Source organism: Paenibacillus sp. MMS20-IR301, from assembly GCF_032302195.1.
Classification (GTDB): Bacteria; Bacillota; Bacilli; order Paenibacillales; family Paenibacillaceae; genus Paenibacillus_AQ.
The window spans coordinates 3,781,772-3,798,609 of the sequence record NZ_CP135275.1 but is presented as its reverse complement, the minus strand read 5'-3'; the positions used below and the strand labels follow the sequence as shown (position 1 = coordinate 3,798,609).

At 51.9% G+C, this 16,838-nt stretch carries 12 protein-coding genes; 8 read left to right on the top strand and 4 right to left on the bottom strand.

Annotated elements, in window-relative coordinates; genetic code table 11:
- Positions 1-168: 168 nt before the first annotated feature.
- From LOS79_RS16365 to LOS79_RS16335, 7 genes are all read left to right on the top strand, one after another.
- A complete protein-coding gene (locus tag LOS79_RS16365; RefSeq protein WP_315421785.1) occupies positions 169-1,704 on the top strand; it encodes an arabinosylfuranosidase ArfA in 1,536 nt (511 codons plus the stop codon).
- Positions 1,705-1,807: 103 nt separating this feature from the next.
- Positions 1,808-3,205, top strand: a complete 1,398-nt coding sequence (locus LOS79_RS16360) for an ABC transporter substrate-binding protein (RefSeq protein WP_315421783.1) — start codon at positions 1,808-1,810, stop codon at positions 3,203-3,205.
- Positions 3,206-3,320: 115 nt separating this feature from the next.
- Positions 3,321-4,211: a carbohydrate ABC transporter permease gene (locus LOS79_RS16355; protein ID WP_315421782.1), complete on the top strand. Its 891-nt coding sequence runs from the start codon at positions 3,321-3,323 to the stop codon at positions 4,209-4,211.
- 26 nt (positions 4,212-4,237) lie between these two features.
- Positions 4,238-5,074: a carbohydrate ABC transporter permease gene (locus tag LOS79_RS16350; protein WP_315421779.1), complete on the top strand. Its 837-nt coding sequence runs from the start codon at positions 4,238-4,240 to the stop codon at positions 5,072-5,074.
- Positions 5,075-5,079: 5 nt separating this feature from the next.
- The gene (locus LOS79_RS16345; RefSeq protein WP_397386764.1) at positions 5,080-6,447 is read left to right on the top strand and encodes an arabinan endo-1,5-alpha-L-arabinosidase; all 1,368 of its coding nucleotides are present in this window, start codon (positions 5,080-5,082) and stop codon (positions 6,445-6,447) included.
- Positions 6,448-6,490: 43 nt separating this feature from the next.
- On the top strand, positions 6,491-7,963 hold the full coding sequence (locus LOS79_RS16340; RefSeq protein ID WP_397386797.1) for an alpha-N-arabinofuranosidase: 1,473 nt from the start codon (positions 6,491-6,493) through the stop codon (positions 7,961-7,963).
- A 27-nt stretch (positions 7,964-7,990) separates the two neighbouring features.
- Entirely contained in the window at positions 7,991-8,953 is a 963-nt protein-coding gene (locus LOS79_RS16335; RefSeq protein ID WP_315422276.1) for a glycoside hydrolase family 43 protein, read from the top strand.
- Positions 8,954-9,543: 590 nt separating this feature from the next.
- Here the strand turns inward: LOS79_RS16335 and LOS79_RS16330 are convergent.
- The 3 genes from LOS79_RS16330 to LOS79_RS16320 form a co-directional block, all read right to left on the bottom strand.
- Positions 9,544-10,842, bottom strand: a complete 1,299-nt coding sequence (locus LOS79_RS16330) for a DUF4179 domain-containing protein (protein ID WP_315421773.1) — start codon at positions 10,840-10,842, stop codon at positions 9,544-9,546.
- Positions 10,781-11,374, bottom strand: a complete 594-nt coding sequence (locus tag LOS79_RS16325; protein WP_315421771.1) for a sigma-70 family RNA polymerase sigma factor — start codon at positions 11,372-11,374, stop codon at positions 10,781-10,783. Before LOS79_RS16325 ends, LOS79_RS16330 begins: the two co-directional genes overlap by 62 nt.
- A gap of 162 nt (positions 11,375-11,536) precedes the next feature.
- Positions 11,537-12,391: an AraC family transcriptional regulator gene (locus LOS79_RS16320; RefSeq protein ID WP_315421768.1), complete on the bottom strand. Its 855-nt coding sequence runs from the start codon at positions 12,389-12,391 to the stop codon at positions 11,537-11,539.
- Between the two features lie 217 nt (positions 12,392-12,608).
- On the opposite strand from LOS79_RS16320, the gene LOS79_RS16315 reads away from it, so the two are divergent.
- Positions 12,609-13,784, top strand: coding sequence for a serine hydrolase domain-containing protein (locus LOS79_RS16315; protein ID WP_315421766.1), 1,176 nt, complete (start codon positions 12,609-12,611; stop codon positions 13,782-13,784).
- A 212-nt stretch (positions 13,785-13,996) separates the two neighbouring features.
- Here the strand turns inward: LOS79_RS16315 and LOS79_RS16310 are convergent, their stop codons facing one another.
- Complete coding sequence (locus LOS79_RS16310; RefSeq protein WP_315421763.1) at positions 13,997-16,597, bottom strand: beta-L-arabinofuranosidase domain-containing protein; 2,601 nt, start codon at positions 16,595-16,597, stop codon at positions 13,997-13,999.
- Positions 16,598-16,838 lie beyond the last annotated feature (241 nt).

The following is a 16,838-nucleotide window of genomic DNA, read 5'->3' as shown; positions in this document are numbered from 1 at the left end:
TAAAGTTGTGAAAAAGTCGTGATTATTTCAGAAAATAGGCTTTTTTCTATTTTGTTTTGAATATGTATGAATAGATTTATATTTTTATGTTTACATAGTTCTTTATATATGTTATTTTATATCTGTAAGCGAATACATTCAAATGTTTTTTAATTATTTAATAAAAATATGAAATCGGTGGTGGTCATATTGTCGTCGGGTGGACTAAGAGCAACGCTTATCGCCGATAAAGCCTTTGTAATTGCCGAAGTGGATAAGCGGATCTATGGCTCATTCATAGAACATCTGGGAAGAGCGGTATACGGCGGTATTTATGAGCCGGGACACCGGACCGCAGGAGCTTCCGGCTTCAGGGAAGATGTGAAGTCACTCGTCAAGGAGCTTGATGTACCCATCATCCGTTATCCCGGGGGAAACTTTGTATCCGGATACAACTGGGAAGATGGTGTAGGCCCGGCAGCGCAGCGTCCAAGACGCCTTGAACTGGCCTGGCGGACCGTTGAGCCTAATGAGGTAGGCACCAATGAATTCATGAACTGGGCCAGAGAAGTCGGTTCGGAGGTCATGATGGCCGTCAATCTCGGAACCCGCGGTGTGGATGCGGCACGTAATCTTCTGGAATACTGCAATCATCCGGGTGGCACCTATTGGAGTGATCTGCGGCGCAGTCACGGTGTAGCACAGCCTCATAAGATCAAGACCTGGTGCCTTGGCAATGAAATGGACGGCCCGTGGCAGATCGGCCAGAAGACAGCAGCGGAATATGGAAGACTGGCATATGAGACCGGCAAAGTAATGCGTCTGGTTGATCCGGATATCGAGCTTGTCTCCTGCGGAAGCTCCAGCTCAGCAATGCCGACCTTCCCGGAATGGGAAGCGGTTACTCTGGATCATACGTATGACGTAGCGGATTATGTATCGCTGCACCAGTACTATGGCAACCGTGACAACGATACAGCGAATTTCCTGGCACGTAGCATGGATCTGGAGCATTTCATCCGGACTGTCACTGCGACCTGCGATTACATCAAGGCGAAGAAGCGCAGCAAGAAGACGATGTATCTCAGCTTCGATGAATGGAATGTATGGTATCACTCGAACGAATCAGACGCGAAGATTGAGCCGTGGTCGGTTGGCCCGCCGCAGCTTGAGGATCATTACAACTTCGAGGATGCCCTTCTGATCGGAAGTATGCTGATTACTTTCCTCCGGCATGCTGACCGGGTGAAGATGGCCTGCCTGGCCCAGCTCGTTAACGTGATCGCGCCGATTATGACCGAAGCAGGCGGCGCCGCGTGGAAGCAGACAATCTTTTATCCTTATCTGCATGCTTCCAAATACGGCCGCGGGGTTTCGCTTCAGCCGATTGTGAATTCACCGAAATATGATGCGCAGGATTATACCGATGTTCCTTATCTCGACAGTGCGATTGTCTATAACGAGGAGCAGGATGAGCTGACTATTTTTGCGGTGAACCGCCATTTGGAGGAAGGCCTGCAGCTGCGAGCAGATGTCCGGGGCTTCGAGGGGTACAAGCTGATTGAACATATCGTCCTGAAGCATGATGATCTGAAGGCTGTGAACACGCCTGCTGAGCAAAAGGTACAGCCTGAACTGGCTAACGGTACGGTATGCAGGGACGGTTATTTGGAGACGCTTCTGCCGAAGGCATCGTGGAATGTAATCAGACTTGGCAAGCAATAAGATTGGATAGCTTGAACTGGCCTGCCCGGACCGGGCTGCTTTAGTTCTTCTATATAGTATTATCAGCATTATACTTGTTCAGCAAATCCTAGGAGGGGTTACAGTGTTAAAGAAAAAGGGCTGGTTTACACTGCTGTCGTTGGTTCTAATGGTATCGGTTATACTTGCAGGCTGCGGCGGGAACAACAATGCATCATCCGGGAGCAACAGCGGCGGTGAAGCCACTGCGAATGCCGGCAAAAACGATTCAAAAGAAACTAAAAACCTTACGTTCATGTTCCGTGGGGGAACCGATGAGCAAAAAGCTTATGAAGGCGTAGTTAAACAATTTGAAGCCGATCACCCTAACGTAAAGGTTAAGATTGTTGTGACTGCGGCTGACCAATATGCAACCAAGCTGAAAGCTTCGATTACCGGTAACAGCGTGCCTGACGTATTCTACTTCGAATCTGGTGATCTGAAGGCTTATGTGAACAGCGGTGTGCTGCTGGACCTGACGAGCTATGTTGAAGGCAATACCAATATTGACTTGAACAACATCTGGAAATACGGCGTTGACCTGTACCGTTATGACGGCACTATGGCCGGACAGGGTAACCTGTACGGTATGCCTAAAGACGTTGGTCCTTTCGCGCTCGGATACAATAAGACTATGTTTGAAGCAGCGGGAATCCCGCTTCCTGACAAGGACAAGCCTTACACCTGGGATGAATTCATCAAAGTGGCCCAGCAGCTGACGATCGATAAAGACAACGACGGCAAGCTGGATCAATTCGGTGCAGGTTTCAACGTACAGTGGGCATTGCCTTCCTTTGTATGGAGTAACGGTGCGGACTGGCTCGATGCTACCAAAACAAAAGTAACGATTGATGATCCAAAATTCGTTGAAGCTCTGCAATTCTTCGTGGACATGCAGCTTAAATACGGTATTACGCCGTCCACTGAACAAGCGCAGACACTGGATACCTACCAGCGCTGGATGAAAGGCGAAATGGCCTTCTTCCCTGTAGGACCATGGGATATGAGCACTTATGAAACCCTTCCTTTCGATTATGATCTGATGCCTTACCCTGCGGGCTCCACCGGCGTATCCGCTACATGGACCGGATCACTTGGTATCGGTGCCTCCGCCAAAACAAAGCATCCGGACGAAGCTGTAGAACTGATCAACTATCTGACTGCATCGAAGGAAGGTATGGAAGCGCTGGTTAAGGCTAAAGTACAGATTCCGAACCTGATTGATATGGCTAATGAATGGGCTGCGGATACGACAACCAAACCGGCCAATAAAGAAGAATTCCTGCAGGTGGTTAACGAGTACGGCAGAGTACTTCCTGGTCATTATACTTACAACGCTGAGTGGTATAACCTGTTCTACACCGATATTCAACCGGTTCTGGACGGCAAGGTTACCCCTGAGGAATACGTGAAATCGGAACAGCCGAAGATGCAGAAGCTGCTGGATAAAGCAGTTGAGCAGGAAGCCAAATCCAAGAAGTAAGACATATATAAGCTGACAAAATAGTTCTTAACCAGAATAAAAGTGATGCTTGGCTCCCTGTAACAACGGACCAGCATCACTTTTATCTGAACTATCTGAATTTGAGGTGATTGTAATGAACGCTAAGTCGAACCTCTACCGGAAGGAGAAAATCTACGGATTTCTGTTTATTCTTCCTCCGCTGCTGGGACTGTTAATCTTTACACTGTATCCGATGATTTATTCAATCTATGGCTCATTTACCGATTGGGACGGACTCGGACAGATGAATCTGATCGGCCTGAGCAATTTCACCGACCTGTTAACGGATGAGCTGTTCCATAAGGCTTTATTTAATACACTCTTCATGATGCTTGGCATTCCAATCGGCATTACATTAGCGCTGCTCTTGGCACTGGGCCTCAACCGCGGGGTTCCCGGGACTACGGCGTTCCGCGTCATCTATTATGTTCCGGTCATTTCTTCCCTGGCGGCAGTGTCCATCATGTGGAACTGGGCGTACAACGGTGACTACGGGCTAGTGAACCAGTTCCTGGATCTGTTCGGGATAAGCGGGCCTAACTGGATGGCCAATAAATTCACGGTCAAGCCGGCGCTGATTATTATGGCGGTCTGGAAGGGACTCGGCTATACGATGCTGCTCTATTTGGCGGCCCTGCAGAGCGTCTCCAGATCCTATTACGAAGCGGCAGAGCTGGACGGGGCAAATGGCTTCCAATCATTCCGGCATATTACCTGGCCTATGGTACGACCGGTAACCTTCTTCATTATCGTTACCAATATTATCGGAGGATCGCAAATTTTTACCGAGATGAACATTATGACCCCTACCGGCGGACCGGAATATGCTTCGGCTTCCGTAGTGTTCTACATTTGGCAGAAGGCCTTCGGCAACTTCCAGATGGGTTATGCCTCTGCAATGGCGGTATTCCTCGGCGTGTTCATATTTGTCGTGACTCTTATCCAATTCCGAATGAACGAGAAGCAATCGTTCGATGTCGATTGATTCTTTAGAGAGAGGAGACCCTAAATATGACGAGCAGAAGAAGAGTTACCAATTCTATCATATTCGTTCTACTGTTAATCGGCGCGGTATTCATGATCGGTCCGCTGCTCTGGATGCTGTCCACTTCATTTAAGGATAAGCAGGATGTATTCGCCTTGCCTCCGGTGTGGATTCCGAATCCGTTCCATTTCAATAAATACAGTGAGATTTGGGAAGCCGGTCCGCTGCTGAGCGGGATTAAGAACAGCGTAATCATCGCGGTTACTGTAACTGCGGTCGGTACGTTCACCTCCAGTCTCGCGGCGTTTTCATTCTCCAAATTGCGTTTTCCGGCAAAAAATAAAATTTTCCTGCTGATGCTCTCTTCGCTGATGATCCCGTATCCGGCAGTGATGATTCCGCAGTTCTTCATGTTCTCGAAGCTGGGCTGGATCGACACTCTGCTGCCGCTGATCGTTCCTGGCCTGTTCGGCAATATCGTGATGATCTTCTTCCTGCGGCAATATCTGAGCAGTGTGCCTAATGCCATCATTGAAGCGGCCAAAATTGACGGAAGCTCGTATTTCCGCCTGTATAGCTCAATTACCTTCCCGCTGATCAAACCGGCGGTAGCTGCACAGCTGATCCTGTGGTTCATGGGGATCTGGAATGACTACCTGTCGCCGATTATCTATCTGAATTCACCGGAGAAACAGACGCTGCAGCTGGTTATCGCCAACTTTAATGCGACGTATGCGATTCAGACGGACTATCCGCTGATTATGGCGGCTTCAATTATTGCCCTGCTGCCGATGCTTATTATCTTCCTGGTATTCCAGAAGCAGATTATTGAATCTGTAGCAATTTCAGGTGTAAAGGGGTAACCGAGATGCCACATCCTGCAAATGGTGAGAATGCCGGGGTACAGTTCCCGTCTTCACCAGGAGAATTCACCATGTACGATACCTCCATCCTTGACCGGGAGCCGGAATGGGGAGTACATAACGCACATGATCCCGGAATTATTAAGACAGATGACGGCTACTATGTCTTCTCGACGGATGTCAGAGTCGGCGGCGAGCTGATACCGGGGGTTATGGTCCGCAAATCACCGGATCTCATTCACTGGCAATGGGTGCAGTATGCCCTGCCGGGCATTCCCCAGGTTGCACTGGACTGGGCGGGCTCAGGCAATTTGTGGGCGCCCGATGTTGTACAGGTGAACGGGCAATACCGGATGTATTATTCCGCTTCCTCCTTCGGCAGCCGCCAGTCGCTGATCGGCCTGCACACCGCAGAGCATATCGAAGGCCCGTGGACGGATGAAGGAGTGGTTATCCGGACCCGTGATGAAGACCCGCTGAATGCCATTGATGCCAATGTGCTGAAGGATGCAGAGGGCCGGATGTGGATGGTGTACGGCTCCTTTTTCGGGGGGATCCATATCACTGAACTGGACCCGGAAACCGGCAAACCGCTGGAGGAAGGCTTCGGCAAGCTGCTTGCTGTCCGCGATAAGACTACAGAGGACGGGGCAGTAGAAGGACCCTACATTATCTATAATGAACAGTTCAAGCAGTATTATCTGTTCCTGTCTTATGACTCTTTATTCGAGGATTACAACGTCCGTGTAGCCCGTTCGGCTTCAATTACCGGCCCGTATCTGGATGCGCACGGCCGCGATGTTGCTGACAGCACGTATATGCCGCAGCATGAGGTGGGAGTCAAGGTAATGGGCGGATACCGGTTCGGTGATGATCCGGGCTGGATTGCACCGGGACATAACTCGGTCCTGAACGATAACGGCAATTATTATATGGTACATCACGCCCGGGGCGGAGCCGATAAGCATTGGCCTTACCTGCATATCCGCACGATTCTCTGGACGGAGGACGGCTGGCCGGTAGTATCGCCGCAGCGTTATGCCGGTGAGACTGAGCAGGATATTCCTGCGGCAATGGTTCCGGGAGAATGGGAACGGCTTGTTCATGATCCGGCTGTAGACGGCCAGGTACAGTCGGTACCGCTGAAGCTGCACTGGAACGGGGAATTAACCGGCGAACACGGACAGGGAAGCTGGAGCCTGGACGGCGGGCGGACGCTGACTCTGAGATGGAATGCTCTGTCTGAAGGTCAAGGCCATGTGGAGCAGGTCAGGCTGCTTCCGGCCTGGGACTGGGAGAAGAATGCGCCGGCGCTCGTATTTACCGGTATGAATGATAACGGCATTTGCAGCTGGGGCAAGCAGAGCTCCTGACATGAAGTTATACAGGGAGCAGGAAAGGATGGGGAAGCGAACAATGACTGCTGTAAAGATAAACACAGGTGAAGGGGCAAGCAGGATCAGCCGCCACCTGTACGGACATTTCGCCGAGCATCTTGGCAGATGTATCTATGAAGGCCTCTGGGTAGGCAAGGATTCACCGATTCCGAATACGGACGGCATCCGCGATGATGTGGTTGCTGCACTCAAAAAACTGGATATTCCCGTGCTCCGCTGGCCGGGCGGCTGCTTCGCCGACGAATATCACTGGAAAGACGGCATTGGACGGCCGGAGAGCCGCAAACGGATGATCAATACACACTGGGGCGGCGTGGTCGAGAATAACCACTTCGGCACGCATGAGTTTTTCCGCCTGTGTGAGCTGCTGGAATGCGAGCCGTATATTTGCGGCAATGTAGGCAGCGGTACGGTTCAGGAAATGTCGGAATGGGTGGAGTATATGACCTTTGACGGCGAGTCGCCGATGGCTAACTGGCGTGCCGTGAATGGCCGTGAAGAGCCTTGGAAGCTGAAGTACTTTGGCGTCGGGAATGAGAACTGGGGCTGCGGCGGCAATATGCGGCCGGAGTACTATGCAGATCTGTACCGCCGTTATCAGACCTATGCCCGTAACTACGGTGACAACAAGCTATACCGGATTGCCGGAGGGGCCAATGTGGACGATTACAATTGGACGGAAGTGCTGATGCGCGAAGCCGGACGGTTCATGGACGGGTTAAGTCTCCATTCCTATACCATTCCGGGCAGCTGGGAAGAGAAACGTTATGCGCTTGGGTTCGATACCGCTGAATGGTTCGAAACGATGAAGAAATCACTCCATATGGATGAGCTCATTACCCGGCATTCCGCGATTATGGACAAATACGATCCGGAGAAGCGGGTAGGATTGATCATAGATGAATGGGGGACCTGGTTCCTGACCGAGCCGGGAACGAATCCCGGATTCCTGTACCAGCAGAACACGCTCAGGGATGCGCTAGTAGCCGGAATCCATCTGAACATCTTCCAGAATCACAGCAGCCGTGTGCACATGGCCAATCTGGCCCAGATGGTTAATGTACTCCAGGCGCTGATTCTTACGGAGGGTGAGCAAATGCTGCTGACCCCTACGTACCATGTCTTTGAAATGTACAAGGTGCATCAGGATAATGAGCTGCTTGCGATTGACTTCACCAGTCCCGGCTATGCTTACGGCGAAGAGCTGATCCCGCAGGTTAGTGTATCTGCTTCGCGGGATGAGGCAGGGATCATTTACATCTCCCTCTGCAATATGAGCCATGCGGATGAAGCCGGTCTTGCTATTGAGCTTGCCGGTGCAGCAGGTGAAGTAAGCGGGAAGCTGCTCACGCACAGCGACCTGAATGCCCATAATACCTTCGGGCAGCCGGAAGCGGTGGCCCCTGTAGCCTTCGGCGGCGCCTCGTTCAAGGATGGCGTGCTGGAATGCCGGCTGCCGCCGGCATCGGTTGTTGTTTTGACCCTGAGATGAAAAGTTCAGATCAAAGGAGAAACCATGATGAGTACAAATAGAGAGTACAATAATCCGCTTGTGGAGCAGCGGGCTGATCCCTGGGTATACAAGCACAGTGACGGATACTACTATTTCACAGCCTCCGTACCGGAATATGACCGGATTGAAGTACGCAGAGCGGCTACGATCGAAGGCTTAAGAGAGGCGCTGCCTGTCGTAGCGTGGCGTAAATACGAGAGTGGCCCGCTCAGCGCCAATATCTGGGCCCCTGAAATTCATTATATCGATGAGAAATGGTATATCTATTTCGCTGCTGCCCGGACAACAGAGACTAAGGAAGGGCTGTTCGACCACCGCATGTTTGTGCTGGAGAATGCTTCAGCGAATCCGCTCGAAGGAGAATGGGCAGAGAAGGGCCAGATGATAACTGCCTGGGAATCCTTCGCCCTGGATGCCACATCCTTCGAGCATAAGGGCGTCCAATATTATGTATGGGCGCAAAAGGACCCGGAGATTGAAGGGAACTCCAATCTCTATATCTCGGCTATGGCCAACGGCTGGACACTGACCGGACCGCAGACAATGATCGCTACTCCGGAGTATCCGTGGGAGGTTATCGGCTTCCGCGTGAATGAAGGGGCTGCCGTGATCAAGCGGGGCGGCAAAATCTTCATGAGCTTCTCGGCCAGCGCCACCGACTACAACTATTGTATGGGGCTGCTCACAGCGGATGAGGACAGCGATCTGCTGGATGCGGCCTCCTGGCACAAGCATCCCGAGCCGGTCTTCAAGACCAGCGAAGAGAACGGGCAGTACGGCCCGGGCCACAACAGCTTCACCGTAGATGAGAACGGTGAGGATGTCCTGATCTATCATGCCCGCAACTATAAGGAGATCACCGGTGATCCGCTGTATGATCCGAACCGTCATACCCGGGCCCAGCGTCTGCACTGGAACGAAGACGGCACTCCGGACTTCGGTGTGCCGGTGAAGGATGGCGGGAAGTAAAGCCGCCTGCCGGACACGCGAATATCCCGCTCCCCTGCCAGGGGTTGCGGGATATTTGTGCGCTTTGCTGGTGCCGGCGAAGTGTTAACTGTATTTCATACAGCTAAAGTCACCATTTGTAGCACGGTAAGCAGGATAATTGCATTCTGTACAATTATTTCGGCCTCATCACCCAATAGAAGCTCCTTACGCTATTTATAGCTGTACAGAATACACTTAACGGAGTAAATCCGGTTGTTAGCGGGCTTTTAATTGTATGAAATGCAGTTATCTGCCGCCTGTGTTCCCCAAATTACCGCCCTGACGCTGAATCCTGCACATAATACAACAATTTGCTCATCATATCAGCCCAAAATCGCAGATTGTTGTAAGAAATGCAGTATTTCTCCTCCACCAGGGTGGTTCAGCGGCAAAATTCTTGCATTTCGTACAACAATCCTCCCGAGCACCCGTGTATATAGGCATCCGAGTTGTATAACGTACAACAATTCATGCCTGCTCAGCGTGAACTGAGCAATCTTCTTCCTTCCAGCGGCGACTCTGTCAGCCAGCAACAAACCAACTGTATCGCATCCCCATATCTACTGTTATTATTTGTCCCCTACTGGAATTGTGATGCTCTTATTATAGGATTTGATATAACTGTAACCCTCCAGCAGCAGGAATTGCGGTACATCTGCCGTGTTGAAGGAATAGGTCTGCTCCCACAGTATGTTGCCGTTCTTCAGATCCCACGGCCGGGCCGGGGATATAGCAGCTACCGGAACGGTCTTGCCGCCGGCCTGAACTGCCAGCGATTCCGTCTCCGGGAAGGTGAACTGTTTCCTGGCTATTACGACATCGTAGCCTGCAGCGGTACGAGTGACGCTGCGGATCCAGAGTTTCTCAGGCCCGACTGGTATGGAGCGGTCCGATGGTGCGGCCAGAGAGATAGGCTGGTCTACCCGCTCATATCCGCTGAAATTTACGAGTACAAGCTCTACAGTCTTGATCCGGCCGGCCGGCAGCACATCAAATTCAATTTCAAATGCCTTTTTGCCTGATACCAGGCTTGAACGCATCTCCCATAATTTCAGCTCCTTCCCGTTCACGTAAAGCCTGGTGTCACCGGCAAATCTCGGGAATTCCCCGTTCTCCAGCTCATAATGACCTTTCACCACGGTTGAGGTAGGGGAGGCTGTAATCGTGTCATAGCGGAGCTCTCCCTGATCCACCGGAACGGCTTGTGAAATATCCTCCGCCAGCATACTGCGCATGGCTTTATTCGGATCATACTTGAAGGAGAGCGGATATTGTGCCACCTCGCCCGTAGTCAGCCGTGCACTTAAGGTTAGGGTTAAGCTTCTGGAGAAGGGGCTGACCGGATCAAACTTATAGACGCCGTCAAACCGGGTTTTGTCTTGGCTGTAATTGCCGCTTCCTCCGCTCGGGGAGGAATGCGTCAGGAACCCTTCAATACTGTCAAGGCCATAATAGATGATCCCGGTGTCATCGAAGTAATAGCCGGAGGGCCGCTGAACGCTGTAATACACCAGCAAGGCATTATCATCTGCAATGACTCCGTTAATCATGAACACAGAGCCATCCTTCAGCGTTCTGCTTTTGTTGACAGCTTGCCCGTAGCCTTGCCCAGCTAATTCAGCAAAGCTTAAGGAGTGCAGCTCACTGCGGTTAAACAGCTTGCCTCCGTAATAAGCGAATGCAGGATATTGATAGACTCCTAATGTTAACAGACAAGCAGCTGCTGCCGCGGCAAACCAGGCTTTGGTGCGGGCTGGCCTTCTTCGTCTGGAAGGAACCTCCTCCAGGGCCTTCCGCAGCCTGCCTTCAAGTTCTGATGGCGTCATCACCTTCTGGTACTCCTGGATTCTCTCCTCCACTGTCTTCATAACGGTCACCTCCGATCATGGTTTTGAGCTTCTGTATGCCCAGCGAGATTCTTGATTTAATGGTGCCGACCGGCGCATCGGTCATCTCGGCAATTGTCTGATAGGGAAGATCATGGACGTAGCGGAGCTCAATTGCTTCCCGCTGCTGCGGGTTCAGATGAGCGAGCAGCACGGACAGATCCAGCTCCGACTCGGTATGGCGGTAGGGATTATCCTCTGTCCAGGCAGCCACCGCAAGCGCGCTTTCCTCTTCACCCAAAGGAAGATGCTGCTGCTGTTTGCGGAGGACTGTTTTACAGCGGTTCACGAGAATGGTTTTGCTCCAGCAGTAGAAGGCTTCGCTTTTGTTCAGCTGATCCAGCTTCTCGTATAAGGTCACGATCATATCCTCCATGACATCCATTGCATCCTGCTCATTCCTCATGTAGCTGTAAGCCAGGCGGTAATAAGCGTCCTGCTCGGCCAAAATCAGCTGTAATAGAGCCTCCTTATTGCCTTTCTGGGCCTGTCTGACCAGACGGCTTACATTCATATTCTCACCTCTCTCCTAGATAAGAGCTTACAGCAGTCCCAAAAGTTCATTTCGGACAAAAAAATCTCCACAGCCGGCTTCAGATGGAGAAAAGCATCCACTGAACGGTTGCGGAGTAAGTTAGTGTAGTAGTAACGGGACATTATTCCTGCAGCCGTTCATTTATTTATAGAACAGCAGGCGTTTGGCATAGGCATTGCGGAAGTCGGTGGGGGTGAGGCCGACGATTTTTTTGAACGATTTCATGAAATTATGGCAATCCTTGTAGCCGAGCTGCAGAGAGACCTCGCTGATGTTCTGGTTGGTGTCGGTCAATAAATACTTAGCCAGCTCCATCTTCTGCTGCAGGATGTATTGCTTCAGGGAGATCCCGGAGATGACCGTGAACAGATGAGAGAGATATTTCGCATTGTAGCCGAAGTAGTCGGCGATTTGCGACACTTTGATATGCTCGCTGCGGCTCCATTTGATATAGTCTACAACATCGTTGTAGAGCTGCTCCTGCTTCGTCTTCTTGAGCTGATCAGCATTCGTATCACAGCACTGGTTGTACAGCTCGCACAGGATTACAGTAGACATATAGCTGTTCAGTGTATCCTGGTTGTAGTTCCTGACCGAATCCTGCAGCTGCTTCATCATGACAATGATCTTCTCCAGACTGCGGAGTGTGCCGGATTGGGGCAGCAGAATGCGGTTATCGCCCTTATCATAGGTACAGGCGGCAGAATCTGCAACTTGGATGCTGCTCACAGGCTGAAAGTGCAGCCAATAGAAGCTGCATTCAGAGGACTTATATCCGTATTGCTTGGTCAGCGGCGGGAGGAGCAGATATTCTCCTTTGGAGACTGCGAACTGCTGGCTGTCACCGGCCAGATAGAGCACACCCTCAGTCATGACAATCAGCTCATAATCATGCAAAATCCGGCTAAGATGTATCCAGTCTGCAGAGGGGGCGACGAACTTGCCTGTCATCTCCAGCGTTACCGGCTTATCTACATTCAGCTCGAAGGCAGTCATTGGCAGTTCTCCTTAATTCTACAGTTAATAGATTAATTATTTCGTAATTACGCTATGAAGTAAAGCCGTGCATCCTGATCTGTTATCATACGGCTGTAAAGATTTCGTGCCCCGGGCTCTATACAATCTGCCGGAAAATGATTAGTATTTTCTATAGCAATCGTTTACATTCTACAGAATTGAACTGAATTTAACCGGAGAAGGAGATTTAAGACCCATGCTGGAACCTACTGCAATTCAACTGCTTCAAAAAACACTTAAGACAAGCATCAGCAACAAGGAAATCGCCGGCGCGAACTTCATGATTATCAAGGACGGCCGGGAGGTGTTCTACCATGAAGACGGCTTCGCGGACATCGAAGCAGGCCGCCGGATAACAAGGGATTCCATATTCCGGCTGTATTCGATGACGAAGCCGGTTACAGCGACTGCAGTGATGATGCTGCTGGAGCGCGGCGCTATTGATCTGTTTGATCCGGTCAGCCGTTATATTCCCGGGTTCAAGAACCAGCAGGCAGAAAAGAACGGCGAGCTGGTGCCGGTCAGCCGTGAGGTAGATATTCATGATCTGCTGAACATGACCTCCGGACTGACTTACGGCGGAACCGACAAAGCCGGACAGTATGCCGATGCCTTATTCCAGGAGCTCAGCAGCCGGCTGAACGGGGACAATCCGATGAGCACCCTGGAGTTCGCTAACCGGCTGGGCGAAGGCCCTCTTTCCTTTGAACCGGGTTCCTCCTGGCAATACGGAACGTCGGCAGACGTTCTGGGAGCCATTGTGGAAGCTGTAAGCGGAATGCGGTACAGTGAATTTCTGGCCAAAGAAATATTCGGTCCGCTCGGCATGCAGGATACCGGATTCTCGCTGCCGGAAGAGAAGCGGAGCCGCCTGGCGAATATCTATCAGGAGGACAAGGAAGCCGGATTGAAGCTGTATACCGACAGCCATCTGGGTGTCCACTGTCAGATGGACCGGGAAGCTGTCTTTGAATCGGGCGGAGCGGGCCTTGTGTCCACGATTGATGATGCGGCCAAATTCACGACGATGCTGATGAATCAGGGCAGCCTGAATGGTGTACAGCTGCTTAAGCCTAGAACCGTACAGTATATGACGTCTGCAGGATTAACAGCCTGGCAGCAGCAGGGCTTCGATTCATGGCACTCCCTCTGCGGCCACAGCTACGGCAACCAGATGCGGATTATGACTAATCCCGGCCAGGCCGGATGCTTGGGCGGCCAAGGCGAATACGGCTGGGACGGCTGGCTTGGGGCATATTTCACGAACAGCCCGCAGGATGGACTGACCATTCTCTTCATGGTCCAGAAGAAGGATGCCGGCACAATGCCGGTTACCCGCAAGCTGCGCAACATCGTGTTCAGCAGCTTGTAACAGGCAGTACAGCGGAGCCGTACGGGATGATTCCCGTGCGGTTTTTGCTGTTTAACGGCAGCGCTGCCTTTTCCGCTTGCGGCAAGGTAAGGCTCTGGGCGTCCAAATACAAACTCCCCATGCAGTGACAGGCTTTCGTGTTACTGCCTGTACTGTATGGGGAGCCTGAGCCTGTGCTGGCCGGATTACCGTGAGCCGGATGTGCGCAGCCTCTATTCCTTGATTAGTGTAACCGTGTATTCCTGTTCCGTTACATGATCCTCCGCCTTGACGGTAAGCGTCAGCTCCGTGCCGCCTGTCTCCGGCAGCTTGATTTCACGCGGGAGTGAATCCTCGATCAGCGTTCCGTTTACGTAGACCAGGGCGTTTTTGTGTGCAGGCGCAACGTTCAGCTGCACACTGCCGGATGCCTGCGGAACAGTCAGGGAGTAGGCAGTTGCACTGCTCTTGAACGGAGCCGAGAGGGTTCCTTCACTAAAGCTGAGCTCCTGCAGTCCTGCATCCTGATCGTATCCGGTCATCATGCGCAGCAGATCGAAGATCCCGTTCTCCTGTCCCGGAATGACGAATTTAACTTCTGCTTCCGTCTTGCTGCCAATGCTTGCTGCCGGAATAAGATAGCTCCGGTTGTAGAAGCTACGCGGCTGATCGGTATGAAGGATTTCGCTGGCCAGCAGCTCTCCGTCCACATAAATCGCAATTTCTTTGCCGTTGCTGCCGGAGAAATAGGTAACCGAGAGGAAATTATCAGTCTGCGGTGCCACCTTCAGCCGGTAGCTGAACCAGCCGCCGTTCTCCGCTTTGCGGATATTGTAGCCGTCCCAGGTCGCAACCGACGTATTCTCTCCCTCAATTCCATGCTCCAGCTCATATTGATCATTGCCGACCGGCAGGCTGTCAAGAGTGGCGTCCTGCACCCGCTGCTGCTGCTTGCCCTGCAGAATATGCTGCTGCAGCTCGGCCGAATCAGCTTCCACCAGCCGCCAATAGATGCCATAGCGCTCGCTGTGCTGCTTGTAATGCGGCGTGAACACCAGCCGTCTGTCCTCATCCGTACCCCGCAGGGCGAAGGCCAGCTCATCCTGCTCCAGCCGGACACTCCGGTCAGCGAGCTGCTCCAGCCATGCTTCCGGATCTCCCTCTGCGATGGTGATGAAATCCTTCACCAGCATATTCCGGGTCGGCACGCTGACAGCAACCCCTGTTGCTGATTCGGCCAGATCGCTGCGGCCCAGCGCCGCACTGAGTACGACAGGCCCGTACTTGAAGGCGACGACATGGCGGGCATCCGGCAGATTGTAGTAAGCCAGCTTCATCGGCAGCTGCAGCTGCAGGGTGTCGCCGTCTGCCCAGACTCTGCTGATTACGGCATATTGCCCGTGGACTGCTGCATGTACAGATTCACCGTTCAGGAGAATTGCCGGCTCTGCTGCCAGCCAGTCCGGAAGGCGCAGCTTCAGGGCCAGCGGGGCAGACTGGGGCTGCAGGGCAGATACGGTGATAGTAACGGTATCGCTGTACGTCAGATTGGCCGACAGGCTCAGCTTCACTCCATGATCTGCCGAATGCAGGGTGGAGCTGAAGTATTGGTTAACCACAATACTGGCCGCATCGTAGAAGTAGATGCTGTCGTTCAGCTTGGTGAAGCTCTCCATGCCAGTACCCGTGCAGCACCAGAAATGTTCAAACGGTGAGCTGTACACTTTGAAATATCCCGTTGCCATCGGCTGGAAGTACATGGTCATGCCGGTATGCGGGTGCTGTGAGGATAAGATCGCATTCAGGAACGTATTCTCATAGAAGTCGGCATATTTGGCGTCTCCGGTGATTTTGAACAATTCACGTGTCAGCTTCAGCATGTTATAGGTATTGCAGGTTTCCGCCGTGAAGTTAGAGCGTTCCCGGTCCAGCATATCCGGATCACCGAAATGCTCCCATTCGCTGTTGCCTCCGGTAATGTAGCTGTGATGGCGGACAACCATATCCCAGAACTGCCGGGCAGCTTCCAGATAGAATACTTCGCTGTCCCCGAGTGTCCGGTAGCGGTTCAGCGCCCCGAGGAACTTAGGAATGGTGGTGTTGGCATGCTTGCCTTTGAGAATATCCCTGCCGTCATGAACCGGTGTGAACAGTGTCAGCTCATCAAAGCTGTGGGCGGCGCTTAAGTGATTTTCGTTACCGCTGATTTTGTACAGCTCGTAGAGGCAGTCATTCATTCCGCCGTATTCCACCGCGAGCACGGTTGCCTGAGTCTCGGCTGACCAGGAAGAAGTGCGGCTGTATACCCAGTCTCCCAGCTTGTTCACCACTGTAAAGGCAGTCTCATTGCCGGTAGCGGTATAGACAGCAACAAGTCCGGCGATAATCTTGTGCATGGTGTACCAGGGGACCCAGGCCGGCTGCTTATTCTCGATATTATCAAACAGCTGCTCATCAAAGGCGGACAGGTAACCGCTGTCATGCTGGCATAAGGCCAGCTCGCCCAGCAGGTATTTCAGCCTGAGTGCAAGCTCATCAGCCCGTGTGCCGGTATAAGCCTGAGCCAGTGCAGAGAGATAATGTCCCAGGGTATGCCCGCGGATCTCGGTATTCTCCCAGCCCGGATATTTCTCGGCCTTCTTCGGCAGTCCTCTGTTCTCACGGAAGCCGGCCAGCAGCCGGTCAGGGTCAAAGCTGGTAAGATAGTTAATCTCTTTGGCGAAGCCGTTCATGATATAAGGATCGGACATGGCAACCTGGTCCATGCGGAATTCCTGGTACAGCAGGTTAGCCTGAGTATGTGCAGTATGCTGCGGGCGGGGTGTAATTGTCACTTTTTTATCTCCATTTCTAGGGGTTCTATAGTGTTGAAGCAGGCTGTTCTCTCTATGAATAAGCTTATATTTAAAGGCTTCAAGGGTAAATAGTGATAGGTTCGAATATGTGTGAAAAAGTCAGCAAAATACCCCCACAAAGTGGAGCTTTGGCACAGAAGATGACTCAGGTACTTTGCGGGGACCCCAAAACATATAAATCCTCAAAAAAACCACAGCGGCTTCTTACAGAAGCGGACTG